The organism is Ottowia sp. (assembly GCF_046348305.1).
Lineage (GTDB): Bacteria > Pseudomonadota > Gammaproteobacteria > Burkholderiales > Burkholderiaceae_C > Ottowia.
Window position 1 is genome coordinate 180,291 of the sequence record NZ_JAXMEM010000009.1, and the last position, 17,714, is coordinate 198,004.

Sequence of the window (17,714 nt, forward strand, 5' to 3'; positions counted from 1 at the left end):
ATGTGGTGTCGGGCTGTCGTGGATAAGTGAGCATGACAATCCGACACACAGGTTCTATGGCGCTGGCTCGCTACGCCATTTCGTGCATGGCCCACGACTGCGAGGCTTCACAGGGCGTTCGACTTCAACCTGCAGAGGACGAAGGCGGTGCCCTTTGCTAGCCTGACTGGTGGTGCCATACACGCGCCGGGTTTCGGCGCTGATGTGCCCCAGTCCACGGCTTGTAGCCTCGTCGTCGCCGTTGGCCTTCAGATCGGCGGCAAACTGGTGGCGGAAGCAGTAGGCCGTGATCGGTTGCTTGTGCTTGGGCCACAAGCTGCGCGCCAGGCGGCGTATCTCCACCGTCAAATTGACGGCGCTCCTGACTTGAGCGAACACCCGTGGTTCCGGCTGGGTATCCAGCAATTCGTTGACGACAACGATCAAGGGGTGAGGATCATTGGTGTCGTAGGAGATCGTGCGAAGCGGCTGGCCCTGTGATTCTTTGACCTTTGCCCCCCGAATGCGGAAATGGATCAGAAATTTTCCGGTGGTTTTGTCCTTCCCGCGCCATACGTCGATGCCGTGTACCAGCTCACTCGGGCGGCACCCGGTCAGGGCCAGCACAATGAGCGAGAACAGGTACCGGCCGCCTATAGCGCGCTTGCACAGGGCAATGCGCCAATTGGTCGGTAGCCCGGCCAGTGACTGACGCTTGCTGCGGCGTTTGGCACGCTCACCTGTCATGCCTTCCTGTCGCAGACGTTGTAGCGCTTGCAGGTGTTTCAGGTGCAGCAGAAAGCGCAGGTGCAGAATTTCTGCTGCGGGCATGACCGGAGCGCTCATCTCTCGCGTCAGTTGTTCCTGCTCCGAGCCGAGGAGGTGTTCCAGTGCCACCAGACGTTTGCGAAACGTGGTAACACGGGTCGTTGATTGAACGACCGCAAACAGGCCGCCTTCAGTGTGCAGCGTACGGTGAAGAAGCTGCCGCGCTAGTCGCTCGTAGGCAATTCTCGTTTTGAGCGAGGGGCCTCGCAGCGCGTGTGTATCTGTCGAGCGCATGGCATTCAGGATTGCTTGGCAGCGGTTTGCCAATTCCTGAATTTTGTCGTGTAGTTCGTTCATGCTGCCTCCCGTACATCTGACGAAGGTGCCTTGACTGGTAGCCAGGTTCTGGCAGATACAGGCGGTGGTGATTGACGCAGTTCGATGCCGCCACGCTGAACGGATACCCTTGCAGCTGGATATACCATCACGACCTTTCCCAAGGCAGTCTTGAAGCTGGTGCAGAAGTCGCCGTGTCCGTGCGTACCTTGATATTCGTGACCGAATTGGATTTTGAGGGTACGCCAAGGAAGCCACAATGGCCGATGGTTGAGGCGGTGAAGACGGTGCGCCAGCCAGACGTACACATCGAGAGCCAACGCCGATCCGCGCAGTGCATGCAAAGCGCGTGCATCCAAGGGGACTGAATGCTGCACAAGCTCGTCAAAGAACTCGGCATCCAGCACAAGAGAGCCTGGCCATGTCGCGCGTTGGCTATGGACAGACGGTAGCCAAGCATCGATGCGCTTGATCACCGATTCGTTGATCGTGCGCCCGCGAAAGCCCATTTGCATCCGGCAGGCAGCCAGTGCGTGCAGCTGTCGGCGCAATGTGCAGTACCGGTGCCCTTGCTGGTCGAAGCCGAGCATTCCTAGAAATTCAGCTGCGCTACGGCCGATGAATATTTCGCGGGAGTTGGAGCGCCTGGCGATGGTAGAAATCCAAATGAGTGCAAGGCGGGGCATGCTCCCGTAAGGTACAGGCTGCAGCACTGGGCCATCGCCTACATCAAGGACTCCTGCCTGTACGTGCAACCATCCTTCCCCGGCTCGCCGCAGAAATTCGCGACTCGTGACGGGGCGTCGGGGAAGTCCAACCGAGCACAACAGCGAGTGGTGGAAAGCCAAGTCATCGCCAGCAGGCGAGGTGGCATGAATCAATTCGCTGTTCGTAAGCAGCTTGTTCAGCAACTTTTGGGTCTTCATCTCTGACCCCCTGCGCGATGCTGGACGAATGCGTTGTGCTGTTGCCAGCGAGCGCGGGCAAGCTGCTCAACCTTGGTCGGCCTTCCTCTTGACCGCCTTGATGGCGGAGGATTTGCTGGACGATGCGACTCGATCCATTGCAGGACGTCTTGTTCCCACCAGCACAAGCGACGCGAGTGCGGCATCTTGAAATGTGGTGGGATCAAGTGCGTGTACTTTTTGTTGGTCGCGCACGTGCGAATCGTGTTGGTTGTTTTTCCGATCAGTTCGGAGAGTTGCTCGACGAATAGGATGCGTTGCGACTGGCCTTCTGCAGTCGCATGAGAAATTTTGGTCATTTGTCACCATTCACTGGACGTCAGCGGCTTGGCCGCCGAACACCGCGCGATGCACACGCGGCACTTCGGAACTCAGTGAAGGTGTTGCCGGGGAGGTGGGGTGTCGCTACGCAGGACAGCCGATCGGAACGAGGACACAAGCGGAACTGTGTTCCGTAGCCCGAGCCATTGAATCAACCTGGCTGGGTGAATCAGTCGGTCATGCGCTGGTGACCAAATAACGTAGATCGCGAAAAAAATTGCCAAGACCGCGAGCATCGTTATCCAAGCCATGGCGACGCTGACCGGGGCTGCTGAAACTTCCAAGCCCCAGATGCCGTAGCGCTGCGCGAGAAGCAAGCAAAGCCCCAGTACGCCCCAGGCAGCACAAGTGATCCACGCTTCGCGCATTGATGCGAACCGTAGCTGCCTGTCTCGCTCTTGAACGGTCAACATTAGGTCGGGCTTTGGACTTACATGAATAGGGCGAAAGGTAATACGAGCGAGAACGGTTTGTCAAACGGAGTTTGCTTGTCTTGGCAGTGGGCGGAGGCAAGGCGGTAGGGCTACCAATGCAAGTCAATGCAGAGTTTTGGGACAAATTTGGGACAACGATGGGGCAAATTTACTCTGAATCGACATGAATGACGATTCAAAGCAAAAAGCCCAAGTGATTGATTCACTTGGGCTTTTTTTGTTGTGTCTTGGTCGGGGTGAGAGGATTCGAACCTCCGGCCTCTACGTCCCGAACGTAGCGCTCTACCAGGCTAAGCTACACCCCGATGGCTGCGCGCCGCATGCGCCCCATCAAGAGCGCCGCTGCAACAGCTGAGCCGACAATTCTAGCAAACTCTCGGTGTAGGTATTGGCCGCAAAACCCTGCAGGGCATCGACGGCACGGCGCGCCTGGTCGGACGCGACGCCGCGGGCCTGTTGCAGGGCGCCGCAGTCGCGCACCAGTTGCAAGATCGCGGGCAGATCGTCGGTGCTGCCCGACTCGATGGCGCGGCGTACCAGGGCGGCCTCGTCGGGGGTACCGCGCTGCATGGCCAGGATCAGGGGCAGCGTGACCTTGCCTTCGCGCAGGTCGTCGCCCAGGTTCTTGCCCAGCTCGGTGGCGTCGCCTTCGTAGTCCAGCACGTCGTCGATGATCTGGAACGCCGTGCCCAGCGACTGGCCGTATTCGGCGCAAGCCGCTTCCACCGCGGCAGGGCTGCCCGCCAGCACGGCCGCCAGCCGGCAGCTGGCCTCGAACAGCTTGGCCGTCTTGGAGCGGATCACGCGCAAATACGCGGCCTCGTCGAGCGCGGCGTCGCGGATGTTCATCAGCTGCAGGACCTCGCCCTCGGCGATGACGTTGGTGGCGTCGGCCAGGATCTGCATCACGCGCATGCTGCCGGTCTCGACCATCATCTGGAAGGCGCGCGAATACAGGAAGTCGCCCACCAACACGCTGGCCGGGTTGCCGAACACCTCGTTGGCGGTGGACTTGCCGCGGCGCAGGGTGGACTCATCCACCACGTCGTCGTGCAGCAGTGTGGCGGTGTGGATGAACTCCACCACGGCCGCCAGGTTGAAGCGCTGCGCGTCGGTACACCCCAGCGCGCCGCAGGTCAGCAGCAGCAGCACGGGGCGCAGGCGCTTGCCGCCCGAGGCGATGATGTAGCGCGCCACCTCGCCCACCAGCGGTACGCCCGAATCCAGGCGCCGGGCAATGGTGGCGTCGACCTCGCGCATGTCGGCGGCAGCCAACTCCAGCGCGCGTTGATAGGGGGATGCAGGAACAGACAAGGGGCGGGGTTCGAGACGGTTTGAGGGCCGCGCGGGCGGCGCGTGCCGGCGATCGCGGCAGCGCCCGAATTATAGGGAGCACCTGCGGCACCCACGGCGCGGGCGGGATGTGATTTGCCAGCCGGCGCAAGTGCTTATATAATGCGCAGTTCGCCGGAAATCCGTCTGGCGAAGCTCAACATACAAGGGTTTCATATGTACGCGGTCATAAAAACCGGTGGCAAGCAGTATCGCGTTGCCAGCGGCGAGAAGATCAAAGTAGAACAGATTGCTGCGGACGTTGGCCAGGAAATCACCCTCGATCAGGTGCTCGCCGTCGGTAGCGGCAGCGACTTGAAAGTGGGCGCTCCCCTGGTGTCCGGCGCCACCGTGGTGGCCAAGGTCGTGGCGCATGGTCGTCACGACAAGGTGCGCATTTTCAAGATGCGCCGGCGCAAGCACTATCAAAAGCGTCAAGGCCATCGCCAAGACTACACCGAGCTCGAGATCGGCACGATCAACGGCGGCCAATAAGGAGTAAAGCGACATGGCACAGAAAAAAGGCGGCGGCTCCACACGCAACGGCCGCGACTCGCAACCCAAGATGCTGGGCGTGAAGGCGTTCGGCGGGCAAACCGTCAGCGCCGGCTCCATCATCGTGCGCCAGCGCGGCACGCGGTTTCACCCCGGCACCAACGTGGGCGTGGGCAAGGACCACACCCTGTTCGCGCTGGTGGATGGCCAGGTGTCCTTTGCCGTCAAGGGCGCCCTGAACCGCCATCTGGTGAGCGTCACCCCCACGGCCTGAGGTTCGTCGAACCCCGGCCCCGGCCAAAGCCCCGCGGCGCGGGGCTTTGGCGTTTCTGGGCGGCGCGCGCTGCAAGCCCTACACTTGAAATCATGAAATTCGTTGACGAAGCGTTCATCGACATTGCCGCCGGCGATGGTGGCAATGGCTGCGTGTCCTTCCGCCACGAGAAATTCAAGGAATTCGGCGGACCCAACGGCGGCGACGGTGGGCGCGGCGGCCACGTGTTCGCGGTGGCCGACCCCAACCTGAACACGCTGATCGACTTTCGCTACGCGCGCCGGCACGAGGCCGGGCGCGGCGAGCACGGCATGGGCTCGGACATGTTCGGCGCAGCCGGCAACGACATCACGCTGAAGATGCCGGTGGGCACCATCATCAGCGACGCCGAGACGGGCGACGTGCTGTTCGAGCTGCTGACGGCGGGCGAGAAGATCATGATCGCCAAGGGCGGCGACGGCGGCTTTGGCAACCTGCGCTTCAAGAGCGCCATCAACCGTGCGCCGCGCCAAAAAACCCCCGGCTGGCCGGGCGAGCGCCGCAGCCTCAAGCTGGAACTGAAGGTGCTGGCCGACGTGGGCCTGCTGGGCATGCCCAACGCGGGCAAGTCCACCTTCATCGCCGCCGTCAGCAACGCGCGCCCCAAGATCGCCGACTACCCCTTCACCACGCTCTACCCCAACCTGGGCGTGGTGCGCGTGGGGCCCGAGCAAAGCTTCGTGATTGCCGACATCCCGGGCCTGATCGAGGGCGCATCCGAAGGCGCGGGCCTGGGCCATCAGTTTTTGCGCCACCTGCAGCGCACGCGGCTGTTGCTCCACATCGTGGACATCGCGCCGTTCGACGAAGGCGTGGACCCGGTGGCACAGGCGCGCGCCATCGTGGCCGAGCTGAAAAAATACGACCCCGCGCTGCACGCCAAGCCGCGCTGGCTGGTGCTCAACAAGCTGGACATGGTGCCCACCGAGGAACGCGCCGCGCGCGTGAAGGACTTCGTGCGCCGCCTGCGCTGGAAGGGCCCGGTGTTCGAGATCTCCGCGCTCACGCGCGAGGGCTGCGAGCCGCTCATTCAGACCATCTTCCAGCACGTGCACGCCGAGCAGCGCACGGCGGCGGGCGACGAGCCGGTCGATCCACGTTTTGCCGATCAGTAAATCACTATTGAAAACATAGCTGCTTGCGCTGATTGGGCGCGGGCCAAGGCCATCCATGACTGAAAAATCGAGCGCGCAGGTGCTGCGCGACGCCCGCCGCATCGTTGTCAAGGTGGGCTCCAGCCTGGTCACCAACGAGGGGCGCGGCCTGGACGAGGCGGCCATTGGCGAGTGGTGCCGCCAGCTGGCACTGCTGGAGCGCGGCGCCGACGGCCAGCCCCCGCGCCAGATGGTGATGGTCTCCAGCGGGGCCATCGCCGAGGGCATGAAACGCCTGGGCTGGGCCCAGCGCCCTCGCGAGGTGAATGAGCTGCAGGCGGCCGCGGCCGTGGGGCAAATGGGCCTGGCGCAGATGTACGAGACCAAGCTGCGCGAGCAGGGCCTGCGCAGCGCGCAGGTGCTGCTCACGCACGCCGACCTGGCCGACCGCGAGCGCTACCTGAACGCGCGCGCCACGCTGCTGACGCTGCTGCAGCACCAGGTGCTGCCCGTCATCAACGAGAACGACACCGTCGTCACCGACGAGATCAAGGTGGGCGACAACGACACCCTGGGCGCGCTGGTGGCCAACCTGATCGAGGCCGACCTGCTGGTGATCCTGACCGACCAGCGCGGGCTTTACACGGCCGACCCCAGGCGCGACCCGAAGGCCGAGTTCGTGCACGAGGCGCGCGCGGGCGATCCGGCGTTGGAGCGCATGGCCGGTGGCGCGGGTTCAAGCATCGGCAAGGGCGGCATGCTGACCAAGATCGTGGCGGCGCGGCGCGCGGCGGGCTCGGGCGCGTCCACCGTGATTGCCTGGGGGCGCGAGAGCGACGCGCTGCTGCGCCTGGCGGCGGGCGAGAACATCGGCACCCTGCTGGTGGCGCCCACGCACAAGACGCAGGCGCGCAAGCAGTGGATCGCCGACCATTTGCAGCTGCGCGGCGCGGTCACGGTCGATGCGGGCGCGGCCACCAAGCTGCGCGGCGAAGGCAAGAGCCTGCTGCCCATCGGCATGACGCAGGTGGAGGGCGAGTTCTCGCGCGGCGACGTGATCGCCATTCGCGACGGCGCGGGTCAGGAGCTCGCGCGCGGCCTGGCCAATTATTCAAGCGGCGAGGCGCGCCTGCTGTGCCGCCGGCCTTCGGGTGACATCCAGGGCTTGCTGGGCTACAGCGGCGAGCCGGAGATGGTGCACCGCGACAACCTCGTGCTCACGCGGGCCGCTCAGTAGTACAGCGACTGGTTGCCGGTCTTGAGCTCGCGCACGATCTCGCGCACGGACGTGCGCACCGCGGTGCCGATGCACATGCCCCCGCGTGCCAGCTGGTAGGGATGGCGCACCATCACGCCGGACTGGTCGCGCACGCTTTTCCATTCGGAGTCGGTCACTTCCGTCCAGGGCCCGCCCTGCACCTGGCGTGCGTAGACGCGGTATTCGCCAGTCGCGCAGCGAATGCCTTCATACGAGGCGTTGACCGCCGACGCCCCGCGCGCCACCACCACGTAACGCACGATGCCGGTTTCGGCATTGACGCGGATGGTGTCGGGATCGACCCCCATCTTGATGCTGGAGGTCCGCGGCATTTCGATCTCGATCAGCCGATTGATGTTGTAGGCCGGCGGCGGCGGTGGCGTGTCTTCCTTCCAGTCGGCGCGGTCCAGGTCGGCGTATTGCGCGCCTGCCGGCACCGCCAGCGCCAGCAGCGCAGCGGCCAGAACAAGGCTGGCCCAGCGCGCACCTGCCCGCCGGCTCATGGCTCGCCCCGGGGCCCCAAAGGGGTGCGCAAGCCCCCGACCAGGCTCGCGCCGGGCGGCAACTCGAGCGTCGCTGGTCGGGACGCGGGCACATCGGCGCCAACGGGCGCGTTGGCGCGCTCATGCCCGCGCAGGCCACCGCGCAGGTAGCGGTTGCGCTGCTCGGGGCGCGGCAAGAAGCGCGCCAGCTCGGTCAGCGCCAGCTCGTACACGCCGCGCTTGAACTCCACCACCACGTCCAGCGGCACCCAGTAGTCGTTCCAGCGCCAGGCGTCGAACTCGGGGTGGTTGGTGGCGCGCAGGTTCAACTGCCAGTCGTGCGCCACCAGTTGCAGCAGATACCAGATCTGCTTTTGGCCGCGATAATGGCCACGGGCGTCGCGGCGGATGAACCGGTCGGGCACCTCATAGCGCAACCAATCACGGGTTCGGGCCACGATGCGCACATGCTCCGGCTGCAGACCCACTTCTTCGTGCAGTTCGCGGAACATCGCCTGCTCGGGGGATTCACCCCGGTCAATGCCACCTTGCGGAAACTGCCAAGAGTGCGTGCGGATGCGTTTGCCCCAAAAAACCTGATTTTTCTGGTTGAGCAAGACGATGCCGACGTTCGGGCGAAAGCCTTCCCGGTCAAGCATAATCAAACCTCTGAATTCAAGAAATTGTGTCCATTATGCATGGCGCGCGCCGCGCGGCAAGTGGGCACCAAACGCATGCCCGGCGCGCCCGCGGCGCCCCTACCCATGAAAGCCTCCCAGTTCCTGATTTCGACTTTGAAGGAAGCCCCGGCCGACGCCGAGGTGCTCAGCCACCGCCTGATGATGCGCGCCGGCATGATCAAGCGCCTGGCCGCCGGCATCTACACCTACATGCCCATGGGTCTGCGGGTGATCCGCAAGGTCGAAGCCATCGTGCGCGAGGAGATGAACCGCGCCGGCGCCATCGAATGCACCATGCCCGTGATCCAGCCGGCCGAGCTGTGGAGCGAAAGCGGGCGTTTCACCAAGATGGGCCCCGAGTTGCTGCGCCTGAAAGACCGGCACGAGCGCGACTACGTGGTGCAGCCCACCAGCGAGGAGGCCGTGACCGACATCGCGCGCCAGGACTTCAAGAGTTACAAGCAGCTGCCCAAGAACCTCTACCAGATCCAGACCAAGTTTCGCGACGAGCGCCGCCCGCGCTTCGGCCTGATGCGCGGGCGCGAATTCATCATGAAGGACGCCTACAGCTTCGACCGCGACGAGGCCGGCGCCAAGCGCAGCTACCAGGTGATGGCCCGGGCGTATCGCGCCATCTTCGACCGCTTTGGCCTGACCTACCGCGCCGTGGCGGCCGACTCGGGCGCCATCGGGGGCGATCTGAGCGAGGAGTTCCAGGTCATCGCCGCCACCGGCGAGGACGCGATCGTGTACTGCGCCGGCAGCGCCTACGCCGCCAACATGGAAAAGGCCGAGGCCGCTGCGCCCAAGGGTCCACGCCCGGCCGCCAAGCAGGCCCTGACCAAGACGCCCACCCCTGGCAAGAGCACCTGCGCCGACGTGGCCGAGCTGCTGGGCCTGCCGCTGCGCAACACCGTGAAGTCACTGGTGCTGGCCACCGACGAACTGAACGATCAGGGCGAGATCGTCAAGAGCGCCGTTTGGCTGCTGCTGCTGCGCGGCGACCACGACATGAATGAAGTCAAGGTCGGCAAGGTGCCGGGCCTGGACGCGGGCTTTCGCTTTGCCACCGTGCCCGAAATCCTGGAGCACTTCGGCACGCCGCCCGGCTATCTGGGTCCGATCGGCTTGAAAAAGCCGGTCAGGATCGTCGCCGACCGCGAGGTTGCCATGATGGCCGACTGGGTCTGCGGCGCCAACGACAAGGACTTTCACTTTACCGGCGTCAACTGGGGGCGCGATTTGCCCGAGCCCGACGCGGTGGCCGACCTGCGCAACGTGGTGGCGGGCGACGCATCGCCCGACGGCCAGGGGCAATTGGCCATCGAGCGCGGCATCGAGATCGGCCACGTGTTCTACCTGGGAACCAAGTACAGCCGCGCCATGAACGCCACTTTCCTAGACGAAGACGGCAAGCCCAAGCCCTTCGAGATGGGCTGCTACGGCATCGGCATCACGCGCCTGCCCGCCGCGGCGATCGAGCAGAACAACGACGAGCGCGGCATCATCTGGCCCGACGCCATTGCGCCCTTCACCGTGGTGATCTGCCCGGTGGGTATGGACCGCAGCGAGGCCGTGAAGGCGGCCGCCGAGCGGCTCTATGCCGACCTGCAGGCCGCGGGCGTTGACGTGATCTTGGACGACCGCGGCGAGCGCCCCGGCGCGATGTTTGCCGACTGGGAGCTGATCGGCGTGCCGCACCGCGTGACCATCGGCGACAAGGGTCTGAAAGACGGTCAGCTCGAATACCAGCATCGCCGCGACGCAGCCGCCACCCGTGTGCCCGTGGCCGACATGGCCGCCTTCATGAAGGGCCGGCTGGCCGGGTGACGATGTCGGCAACTGGCCGTCGCGCACTGCTGCGCACCCTGCTGGCGCTGCCCGGCGGTGCGCTGCTGGGGCCGCGCGCGGCCTGGGCGGGCGGCCAGATCGAGGAGCCGCTGGCCGACTCGGTGCGCACGGCGCTGTCGGCGGCCATTGCCAACGATGCGCCGCCGGTGCCCAGCTTTTCCAGCACCGAGGCGCGGCTGGCCTACCTGCGCTGGCTCTCGCACATGAGCGACCGCCTGTACGGCCGCCAGAAGGACTTCGACACCCGCATCGGTTTTTTGCAGACCCTGTGGTACGAGGCGCGCCGCGCGGGGCTGGACCCGTCCCTGGTGCTGGGCCTGGTGCAGGTGGAGAGCGCGTTTCGCAAATACGCCGTCTCGCGGGTGGGCGCGCGCGGCTACATGCAGGTCATGCCCTTCTGGAGCCGCGTGATCGGCGACGGCGACCCGGGCAAGCTGTTTTACATGCAGACCAACCTGCGCTTCGGCTGCGTCATCCTGCGCCACTACCTCGACCGCGAACAGGGCAACCTGTACATGGCGCTGGGCCGCTACAACGGCTCGCGCGGCCAGCCGCAGTATCCCAACGCGGTGTTTGGCGCGCAGAAAAAATGGCTATTTGACGGCCAGCCGGCTTGAACAGTGCGCAAACAGCTATACAAACAATAGCTGAAAAACCGGACGCAGAGGACGCAGAAATTTCGCAGAAGACGCAGAAGAATTCATTTTTGCGTTCTTTGCGTTTTTTTTGCGTCCTCTGCGTCCGGCTGTTCAGGGCGCCGCTTGCACCGGCTCCGCCTCCTGCGTGACCAGCACCTGATCGATCCGGTAGTTGTCCACGTCCATCACCTCGAAGCGATAGCCGCCCCACACCACGCGGTCGGTGCGGCGCGGCACGCGGCGCAGCATCCACATCAGAAAACCGGCGATGGTGTCGTACTCGGTGGCGTTGGGCGGCTCATCCAGATCCAGCGCGCGCAGCACGTCCTGCATCGGCGTCAGCCCGTCGATCAGCCAGGAGCCGTCCTCGCGCCGCACGATCATCTCCTCGTCCTCGGGCGCCACCAGCGTGCCCATCACGGTGCTCATCACGTCGCCCAGCGTGACCACGCCGACGACGGTGCTGTACTCGTTGACGATGAGCGCAAAGTCCTCGTGCTGCTGGCGAAAGTGGTGCAGCACCTCCGACAGGCTCAGCCGCTCGGGCACCACCACCAGCTTGTGCAGCAGCGCCTCGTCGGTCAGGCGAATCGGCTGGCCGTTGAGCACGCGCTGGAACAACTCCTTGGCGTCCACGTAGCCGATGGCCTGGTCCAGCTCACCGCGGCACACCGGGTAGGTCGAAAAGGGTTCGGCCGCGATGCGCGCGCGCACCACCGCGTCGGGGTCGTCGTGGTGCAGCCAGACGATGCGGTCGCGTGGGGTCATGGCGCTGCTGACGGGGCGGGTTTCCAGTTCGAACAGGTTCTCGATCACCTGCTGCTCGGGGCGGTCGATGGCGCCAGCCTGCGTGCCGGCCTCGGCCAGCGCCAGGATGTCGTCGGGCGTGATGCGTTCGTCGCGCTGCAGCGGCAGGCCCAGCGCCCGCATGATCAGGTCGGTGCAACGCGAGTACAGCCACACGATGGGCTTGAGCGCCCACAGCACGGCGTGCATGGGGCCGATCAGGCGCAGCGCCATGCGCTCGGGCTGGGTCATGCCCAGGCGCTTGGGCAACAGGTCGGCAAACACCACGAACAGCGAGGTCACCCCGAGCACCGACACGGCAAAGGCCAGCTGGCCCGCGTGCGGCTCGGCCAGCCAGCGCCCCAGCACGGCGGCCAGCGGCGGGCCGAACAGCCCCTCGCCCACGATGCCGCCCAAGATGGCCACCGCGTTCACGCCGATCTGCACCGTGGTGAAGTAGTAGCCGGGCTGCTCCTGCACCCGCAGCACCTGCAGGGCCCGCAGGTCCCCATCGTCGGCCAGCTGTTGCAGGCGCAGGCGGCGCGAGGCGGCCAGCGCGATTTCTGCCAGCGAAAAAAACGCGCTGGCACCAATCAGCAGCAAAATGAGCAGCAGGCTTTGCGTCAGACTCATGGACAGGGGCGCGCCGGTTCTGGCGGCGCCCGGTCAGTGTAGGGGCAAGCAGCGACGCTGGCGCAACGGCCCGATGAGGGGGCTGACTATAATTTTTTGGACACTTGCGCCTCCCCCCGTCCGGCGCATCCACGCAAAACACCGAATGAGTGAGGTCCGAGATGTATGAGGTGCTGATCCGCGAAGCGGCTGTGCGCTTTGGCCTGGGTGACAAGGCCCTGCCCGTGCTGCAGATGCTGCTGGCCTACATGACGGCCAAGGACAACGGGGGGCTGCTGGGCTTTCTTGAAAAGTTCAAGGCCGCCGGCCTGGGCCCCATCGTGCAGTCCTGGCTGGGCGGCGGCCCCAGCGCACAGACGATCAGCAACAGCCAGCTCGAAACCGTACTGGGCTCCAGCGGCGGCCTGCTGTCGCAGGTGAGCGGCAAGCTGGAGCTGGGGCGCGACAACGTCACCGCCGCGCTGGGCTACCTGCTGCCGGTCGTGGTGGGCAAGCTCACGCCCGGCGGCAGCCTGCCCGGCAGCTTGCCGCCCGAGGTGCAGGCCCTGGCCGCCGCCGGCGAGCAATTGATCGCCGCACCGGCCGCCGCAGCCGCATCGGGGGGCGGCAGCGGCGGCCTGCTCAACTGGCTGCCCTGGGTGGTGGTGGTGCTGGCGGCGCTGTTCGGCCTGAGCTATTGCGGCAAGGAGAAGGCCCCCGCCCCCGCGCCTGCGGCCGTCGAGGCCCCGGCATCGGCGCCCGCGGCGCCGCAGGCGTCCGATGCGGCGCCGGCCACCGTCCCGGCCCCAGCCGAAGCGCCGCCCGCATCGGAGGCGCAGCCGGCGGCCTCCGAGCCGGCCTCCGCCGCCTCCACGCCGGGCAGCGCGGCAGCGGCGTCCGACGAAGACACGCGCGCTTGAAACAAGGCGAGAACCCCTTCTTGCACGCTGCGCGTGGCGAGGGGGACCCAGCCGGCGCGGCGGTGCGGCCCTTGCGCGACTGCTGCGCATGGGCCACCCGGGCTTCATGCGATGCGGGTGGCGTGCAGCGCACCGGCGAGTCGAGGTGCACCGGCGCGTGAAAAAAGGACGCCCGCGGGCGTCCTTTTTTCGGCGTCGCCAGGCGTCAGGCCGTCTGGCTGCCCAACAGCTGCTGCAACTCGCCCGACTCGTACATCTCCATCATGATGTCCGAGCCGCCGATGAACTCGCCCTTGACGTACAGCTGGGGAATGGTGGGCCAGCGGCTGTAGTCCTTGATGCCCTGGCGGATCGCTTCGTCCTCCAGCACGTTGACCGTGGTCAGCGCGGCCGCCGTGTCCACGCCGACGGCCTTCAGGATCTGGATGGCGCGGCCGGAGAAGCCGCACATGGGGAAGTTGGCGTCACCCTTCATGAACAACACAAGCTCGTGGCCCTTGACGAGTTGCTCGATGCGTTGCTGGGTGTCTTGATCCGTCATGGTGATTCCTGTTCGCAATGAAAAAATGAATTCGCTGCCGCGATTGTCGCGTATCCGGCAAGGGCCCACCGCTCTTCATGACAAAGGCGCCCGCGAAGGGCGCCTTTGCGGGGGCTGCGAAAACGCTCAGTTGATGGCGAATGCGGCGCGATCCTTGCCCTCGATCCAGCGCGGAGGCTTGCCACGGCCCGTCCATGTGGTGCCGGTGGCCGGATCGCGGTATTTGGGTGCGACCTTGGCGCCACCGCCCGCCGCCTTGCGGCCGCGGCGATTGGGAAACACGTCTTCGACCGTCAAACCATGCTCGGCCACCAGGGCGCGCGCCTGTTGGACGGCGTCGGCGATTTCACGCTTGCGCGCGGCCTCGATCTGGACCGCGAGTTCTTTTTGCTGGAGCAGCAGTTCCTTCAGACTTGCCATGATGATGGATTCAAAGTGATTTTGAGGAATTGCAATATACCATCACTTTGCGCCATTCAATGGCCGGATTCCCGCCATTCGTTTCAATTCACTGGCGTTGCCACATGGGCCCGCACTTTGTCGATCCGCCGTCCCTGCATTTTTTCCACGCCGAATATCCAGCCTGCACATTCGATTTTCTCGCCGACCTGGGGCAATCGTCCCAGCACCGACATCAGCAAACCCGCCAGCGTGTTGTAGCGGCTTTTGTCCTCCAGTGGCAACTCGTCGATATTCAGGCGCGCCTTCAACTCGCTGACGGGCATCAAACCATCGAGCAACCAGCCGCCGCCATGCAGCGGCGTGGCCCAGGCGTCGATATCGGCATCGGGCTTGAGCTCGCCGGTAATGGCTTCCAGAAAATCGCGCGGCGTCATCATGCCTTGCACCACGCCATATTCATCCACCACAAAGGCCAGGCGACCGGATCTGGCGCGCAATTGCTCCAGCATTTCCATGGCGCTGAGGGTTTCGGGCACGAACTGCGCGGCCTGGACATGCGAATCGATGGCATCCGCAGACGATTGGCCCAATTCCAGCAGGCGCGCCACCGAAATCACGCCCTTGACCTCGTCCAATCCACCCCGGCACACCGGATACCAGGAATGCGTGCCATTTTCTCCGGCGCGCGCCAGATGCTCGAGCGCCTGCGCGGCCGTCAAATCCGAATCCAGCCATTCAATCTCGGCGCGCGGCACCATCAGGGACGTCAGTGGCCGGTCGTCCAGGTGAAACACATTGCGCACCATCTGATGCTCGTGCGCTTCAATCAGGCCGGCGTCCACGCCCTCCTCCAGGCTGGCCGATATTTCCTCGACCGTGACACTGCGGCTTTGCGATTCATCGATGCGCAGCAGTTTCAGCATGCCTTGCGTGCACAGGGACAGCAGCCAGACGAACGGTTTGGCCAATTGCGCCAGCCAGGTCATGGGCCGGGCAATCCAGCGCGCCACGCTTTCCGGAAACATCTGGCCGATGCGCTTGGGCACCAGTTCGCCAAAAATGATGGTGGTGAAGGTGATGGCCGTCACCACCAGCGCCGTGGCCGTGATCGACGCGGCCGACTCGCCCAGGCCCAGGCCCGCCAGCCAGTCGGCCACCGGCCCGCTGAAGGCCGCCTCGCCCACGATGCCGTTGAGCATGCCGATGGAGGTGATGCCCACCTGCACCGTGGACAGGAACTGGGTGGGCCGCTCCATCAGCTTCAGTGCGGCGCCGGCGCCCGTGTCCCCGCTTTCCTCCAGGGCCACCAGGCGGGCCTTGCGGCTGGATGCCACGGCGAGTTCGGACATGGCGAACACGCCGTTGAGCAGGGTGAGGAAAACAATCAGGAAAAAGTCCATGCAGAACAGAGCCTGGTGGAGAATTCAGCGCCATGGCACTCTACCTGATTGGCGACGTGCAGGGCTGCGATGCGGCCCTCGGGCAATTGCTGGACACCGTGGCGTTCTCGCCCAGCCGCGACCGGCTGATCGTGCTGGGTGATCTGGTCAACCGCGGGCCGGCCTCGCTGGCCGCGCTGCGGCGGCTGGTGGCCCTGGGTGGCGCGGCACAAACCCTGCTGGGCAACCACGACCTGCACCTGCTGGGGCTGGCCTGCGGCGTGCACCGCCCACACCGCCTGGACACCGCCACCGACGTGCTGGCCGCACCCGAACGCGAGGCGCTGCTGCACTGGCTTCGCCAGCGCCCCCTGGCCTGGCGCGAGCACGGCGTGCTGATGGTGCATGCGGGCGTGCTACCGTCATGGACGAGCGCACAAACCCTGGCGCTGGCCGCCGAAGTGCAGGCCGTGCTGCGCAGTGCCGATTGGGCCGACTTCCTGCGGCAGATGTACGGCAACGAGCCCGACCAGTGGCAGGACGGCCTGCAAGGCGCCGAGCGCCTGCGCGTCATCGTCAATGCCCTGACGCGCCTGCGCTTTTGCACGCCCGACGGGCGCATGGAGTTCGCCACCAGGGAGGGCGGCGCGGCCGCGGCCCCGCCGGGCTACCTGCCCTGGTTCGACGTGCCGGGTCGCCGGACCGCCGGCGAGGTGCTGGCCTTCGGCCATTGGTCCACCTTGGGCTGGATCGACGACCGACCCACCCTGCTGTCGCTGGACACCGGCTGCGTGTGGGGCGGCTGCCTGACGGCCGTGCGGCTGGAGCCCGGCGCCCGTGTGGCCGAGCGCATCCAGGTGCGCTGCCCGCAGGCCCAGCGGCCGGGCCACGCATGAAGCGCGCCGCCCTTGCCCTGCTGCTGGCCGCAGCAGCCCTGTACGTGCTGGCCACGGCGCTGCAATCCCAGCACCCGGCCTGGGGCTACGTGGCGGCATTTGCCGGTGCGGCGCTGGTGGGTGCCATGGCCGACTGGTTTGCCGTGGTGGCCCTGTTTCGCCACCCCATGGGCCTGCCCATCCCGCACACCGCCATCGTGCCGGCCAGCAAGGACCGCATCGGCCGCCAGCTGGCGCAGTTCATCGCCTCCCATTTCCTGGCCACCGACTGGGTGTTGGCGCGCCTGCGCGACGTGGACGCGGCCGCGGGCCTGGCCCACTGGCTGGTGCAGCCCGCCAACGCCGCGCGCGTGGCCGACCACGGGACGGCCCTGGCGCGCTGGGCCGTGGCCGCGCTGGACGAGCCGGCCGTGCACGATGCCGTGACCGAGCTGGCGCGCGGCGGCCTGCGGCAGGTGGACGCGGCGCGCCTGTCGGGCCAGTTGCTGCAGGCGCTGGTGCAGGACGGCCGGCACCAGGCCCTGCTGGACGCCCTGGTGAGCCAGGGCGCGCGGCTGCTGGGCGAAGACGCCGTGCAAGACGGCATCAGCGAGGCCATCGCACGCGAAGTCAAGGCACTGAAGCTGCTGGGCCTGGATCAGGTCGCGGCCCGGCTGGCCACACGCAAGGTCATCGTCATCCTGGCGCGCACCCTGCTCGAGATGACCGAAGACCCGGCGCACCCGCTGCGCCAGCGTTTCGACGCGCTGGCCGCCGACTGGGCGCAGCGCCTGCAGCAGGACCCGGCCTGGCAGCAGCGCGTCGCGCAGGGGCGCGACGAATTGCTGGCCAGCCCGGTGCTGGGACAGCACGTGCGCCAGGCCTGGCGCGAGTTGCTGGCCTGGCTCGATCGCGATCTGCGCGAGCCCGCATCATGGACACACCAGCGCATCGCCGCCGCCGCGCAGACCCTGGGCGAGCGCCTGGCCGCCAACGACGCGCTGCGCGCCTGGATCAACGCCGAGCTGCAAGCCGCCGCGCCCCGCCTGCTGGAGCGCCACCGGGGCGACATTGCCACCTTCATCGAGGCGAGGGTGCAAGCCTGGGACGCGCGCCAGATGAGCGACGAACTGGAGCGCCACCTGGGCCAGGACTTGCAGTTCATCCGCATCAACGGCACCTTGGTCGGGGGTGCGGTGGGCCTGCTGATTCACGTCCTGACGCAGTGGTGGCGCTGACGGCCGGCGAACCCA

Annotated in this window: 18 protein-coding genes and 1 tRNA gene; 9 read left to right on the top strand and 10 right to left on the bottom strand. The window is 66.0% G+C overall.

The window, feature by feature from the left end; genetic code table 11:
* Window positions 1-54: 54 nt before the first annotated feature.
* From U1F38_RS12615 to U1F38_RS12630, 4 genes are all read right to left on the bottom strand, one after another.
* A complete protein-coding gene (locus U1F38_RS12615; protein ID WP_409987421.1) occupies window positions 55-1,104 on the bottom strand; it encodes an integrase in 1,050 nt (349 codons plus the stop codon).
* Window positions 1,101-2,009 (bottom strand): replication protein RepA, encoded by a 909-nt coding sequence (locus U1F38_RS12620; protein WP_409987422.1) that lies wholly within the window; start codon window positions 2,007-2,009, stop codon window positions 1,101-1,103. The genes U1F38_RS12615 and U1F38_RS12620 overlap by 4 nt, the downstream gene beginning before the upstream one ends.
* A gap of 1,022 nt (window positions 2,010-3,031) precedes the next feature.
* Window positions 3,032-3,108, bottom strand: a tRNA-Pro gene (locus U1F38_RS12625).
* Window positions 3,109-3,133: 25 nt separating this feature from the next.
* The gene (locus U1F38_RS12630) at window positions 3,134-4,063 is read right to left on the bottom strand and encodes a polyprenyl synthetase family protein (RefSeq protein WP_409987476.1); all 930 of its coding nucleotides are present in this window, start codon (window positions 4,061-4,063) and stop codon (window positions 3,134-3,136) included.
* 249 nt (window positions 4,064-4,312) lie between these two features.
* Between U1F38_RS12630 and rplU the strand changes: the two genes are divergently transcribed.
* From rplU to proB, 4 genes are all read left to right on the top strand, one after another.
* Window positions 4,313-4,630 (top strand): 50S ribosomal protein L21, encoded by a 318-nt coding sequence (gene rplU / locus U1F38_RS12635; RefSeq protein WP_409987423.1) that lies wholly within the window; start codon window positions 4,313-4,315, stop codon window positions 4,628-4,630.
* A gap of 13 nt (window positions 4,631-4,643) precedes the next feature.
* A complete protein-coding gene (rpmA, locus tag U1F38_RS12640) occupies window positions 4,644-4,904 on the top strand; it encodes a 50S ribosomal protein L27 (protein ID WP_409987424.1) in 261 nt (86 codons plus the stop codon).
* A 92-nt stretch (window positions 4,905-4,996) separates the two neighbouring features.
* A complete protein-coding gene (gene cgtA, locus U1F38_RS12645; protein ID WP_409987425.1) occupies window positions 4,997-6,058 on the top strand; it encodes an Obg family GTPase CgtA in 1,062 nt (353 codons plus the stop codon).
* 55 nt (window positions 6,059-6,113) lie between these two features.
* On the top strand, window positions 6,114-7,274 hold the full coding sequence (gene proB, locus U1F38_RS12650; protein WP_409987426.1) for a glutamate 5-kinase: 1,161 nt from the start codon (window positions 6,114-6,116) through the stop codon (window positions 7,272-7,274).
* Here proB and U1F38_RS12655 read toward each other — a convergent pair.
* On the bottom strand, window positions 7,268-7,798 hold the full coding sequence (locus U1F38_RS12655) for a CNP1-like family protein (RefSeq protein ID WP_409987427.1): 531 nt from the start codon (window positions 7,796-7,798) through the stop codon (window positions 7,268-7,270). The genes proB and U1F38_RS12655 overlap by 7 nt on opposite strands.
* Window positions 7,795-8,436 carry an RNA pyrophosphohydrolase gene (locus tag U1F38_RS12660; protein ID WP_409987428.1) on the bottom strand — a complete coding sequence of 214 codons (642 nt, stop codon included), beginning with the start codon at window positions 8,434-8,436 and terminating at the stop codon, window positions 7,795-7,797. Before U1F38_RS12660 ends, U1F38_RS12655 begins: the two co-directional genes overlap by 4 nt.
* Before the next feature lie 105 nt (window positions 8,437-8,541).
* On the opposite strand from U1F38_RS12660, the gene U1F38_RS12665 reads away from it, so the two are divergent.
* Together U1F38_RS12665 and U1F38_RS12670 are read left to right on the top strand one after the other, a co-directional pair.
* A complete protein-coding gene (locus tag U1F38_RS12665) occupies window positions 8,542-10,287 on the top strand; it encodes a proline--tRNA ligase (protein WP_409987429.1) in 1,746 nt (581 codons plus the stop codon).
* A gap of 2 nt (window positions 10,288-10,289) precedes the next feature.
* Complete coding sequence (locus U1F38_RS12670; RefSeq protein WP_409987430.1) at window positions 10,290-10,925, top strand: lytic transglycosylase domain-containing protein; 636 nt, start codon at window positions 10,290-10,292, stop codon at window positions 10,923-10,925.
* Window positions 10,926-11,057: 132 nt separating this feature from the next.
* Here U1F38_RS12670 and U1F38_RS12675 read toward each other — a convergent pair whose 3' ends face one another.
* Window positions 11,058-12,365, bottom strand: coding sequence for a hemolysin family protein (locus U1F38_RS12675; RefSeq protein WP_409987431.1), 1,308 nt, complete (start codon window positions 12,363-12,365; stop codon window positions 11,058-11,060).
* Window positions 12,366-12,526: 161 nt separating this feature from the next.
* Between U1F38_RS12675 and U1F38_RS12680 the strand changes: the two genes are divergently transcribed.
* Entirely contained in the window at window positions 12,527-13,264 is a 738-nt protein-coding gene (locus U1F38_RS12680) for a YidB family protein (protein WP_409987432.1), read from the top strand.
* A gap of 205 nt (window positions 13,265-13,469) precedes the next feature.
* Here U1F38_RS12680 and grxD read toward each other — a convergent pair whose 3' ends face one another.
* The 3 genes from grxD to U1F38_RS12695 all read right to left on the bottom strand — a co-directional run bounded on the left by grxD (window position 13,470) and on the right by U1F38_RS12695 (window position 15,607).
* Entirely contained in the window at window positions 13,470-13,805 is a 336-nt protein-coding gene (gene grxD, locus U1F38_RS12685; protein WP_409987433.1) for a Grx4 family monothiol glutaredoxin, read from the bottom strand.
* Between the two features lie 126 nt (window positions 13,806-13,931).
* A complete protein-coding gene (locus U1F38_RS12690; RefSeq protein ID WP_409987434.1) occupies window positions 13,932-14,225 on the bottom strand; it encodes an H-NS family nucleoid-associated regulatory protein in 294 nt (97 codons plus the stop codon).
* Between the two features lie 83 nt (window positions 14,226-14,308).
* Window positions 14,309-15,607 (bottom strand): hemolysin family protein, encoded by a 1,299-nt coding sequence (locus U1F38_RS12695; RefSeq protein WP_409987435.1) that lies wholly within the window; start codon window positions 15,605-15,607, stop codon window positions 14,309-14,311.
* 32 nt (window positions 15,608-15,639) lie between these two features.
* On the opposite strand from U1F38_RS12695, the gene U1F38_RS12700 reads away from it, so the two are divergent.
* Window positions 15,640-16,482, top strand: a complete 843-nt coding sequence (locus U1F38_RS12700) for a symmetrical bis(5'-nucleosyl)-tetraphosphatase (RefSeq protein ID WP_409987436.1) — start codon at window positions 15,640-15,642, stop codon at window positions 16,480-16,482.
* Window positions 16,479-17,699 carry a DUF445 domain-containing protein gene (locus U1F38_RS12705; protein WP_409987437.1) on the top strand — a complete coding sequence of 407 codons (1,221 nt, stop codon included), beginning with the start codon at window positions 16,479-16,481 and terminating at the stop codon, window positions 17,697-17,699. Before U1F38_RS12700 ends, U1F38_RS12705 begins: the two co-directional genes overlap by 4 nt.
* Window positions 17,700-17,714 lie beyond the last annotated feature (15 nt).

What these genes read in the sequence shown, in the direction of transcription:
- U1F38_RS12630 (WP_409987476.1), bottom strand. Translation starts at nt 4,063, where the DNA reads ATGCGCGAGGTCGACGCCACCATTGCCCGGCGCCTGGATTCGGGCGTA.
- U1F38_RS12665 (WP_409987429.1), top strand. Translation starts at nt 8,542, where the DNA reads ATGAAAGCCTCCCAGTTCCTGATTTCGACTTTGAAGGAAGCCCCGGCC.
- rpmA (WP_409987424.1), top strand. Translation starts at nt 4,644, where the DNA reads ATGGCACAGAAAAAAGGCGGCGGCTCCACACGCAACGGCCGCGACTCG.
- U1F38_RS12670 (WP_409987430.1), top strand. Translation starts at nt 10,290, where the DNA reads ATGTCGGCAACTGGCCGTCGCGCACTGCTGCGCACCCTGCTGGCGCTG.
- U1F38_RS12660 (WP_409987428.1), bottom strand. Translation starts at nt 8,436, where the DNA reads ATGCTTGACCGGGAAGGCTTTCGCCCGAACGTCGGCATCGTCTTGCTC.
- U1F38_RS12615 (WP_409987421.1), bottom strand. Translation starts at nt 1,104, where the DNA reads ATGAACGAACTACACGACAAAATTCAGGAATTGGCAAACCGCTGCCAA.
- rplU (WP_409987423.1), top strand. Translation starts at nt 4,313, where the DNA reads ATGTACGCGGTCATAAAAACCGGTGGCAAGCAGTATCGCGTTGCCAGC.
- U1F38_RS12675 (WP_409987431.1), bottom strand. Translation starts at nt 12,365, where the DNA reads ATGAGTCTGACGCAAAGCCTGCTGCTCATTTTGCTGCTGATTGGTGCC.
- U1F38_RS12680 (WP_409987432.1), top strand. Translation starts at nt 12,527, where the DNA reads ATGTATGAGGTGCTGATCCGCGAAGCGGCTGTGCGCTTTGGCCTGGGT.
- cgtA (WP_409987425.1), top strand. Translation starts at nt 4,997, where the DNA reads ATGAAATTCGTTGACGAAGCGTTCATCGACATTGCCGCCGGCGATGGT.
- U1F38_RS12700 (WP_409987436.1), top strand. Translation starts at nt 15,640, where the DNA reads ATGGCACTCTACCTGATTGGCGACGTGCAGGGCTGCGATGCGGCCCTC.
- U1F38_RS12695 (WP_409987435.1), bottom strand. Translation starts at nt 15,607, where the DNA reads ATGGACTTTTTCCTGATTGTTTTCCTCACCCTGCTCAACGGCGTGTTC.
- U1F38_RS12655 (WP_409987427.1), bottom strand. Translation starts at nt 7,798, where the DNA reads ATGAGCCGGCGGGCAGGTGCGCGCTGGGCCAGCCTTGTTCTGGCCGCT.
- grxD (WP_409987433.1), bottom strand. Translation starts at nt 13,805, where the DNA reads ATGACGGATCAAGACACCCAGCAACGCATCGAGCAACTCGTCAAGGGC.
- U1F38_RS12690 (WP_409987434.1), bottom strand. Translation starts at nt 14,225, where the DNA reads ATGGCAAGTCTGAAGGAACTGCTGCTCCAGCAAAAAGAACTCGCGGTC.
- proB (WP_409987426.1), top strand. Translation starts at nt 6,114, where the DNA reads ATGACTGAAAAATCGAGCGCGCAGGTGCTGCGCGACGCCCGCCGCATC.
- U1F38_RS12705 (WP_409987437.1), top strand. Translation starts at nt 16,479, where the DNA reads ATGAAGCGCGCCGCCCTTGCCCTGCTGCTGGCCGCAGCAGCCCTGTAC.
- U1F38_RS12620 (WP_409987422.1), bottom strand. Translation starts at nt 2,009, where the DNA reads ATGAAGACCCAAAAGTTGCTGAACAAGCTGCTTACGAACAGCGAATTG.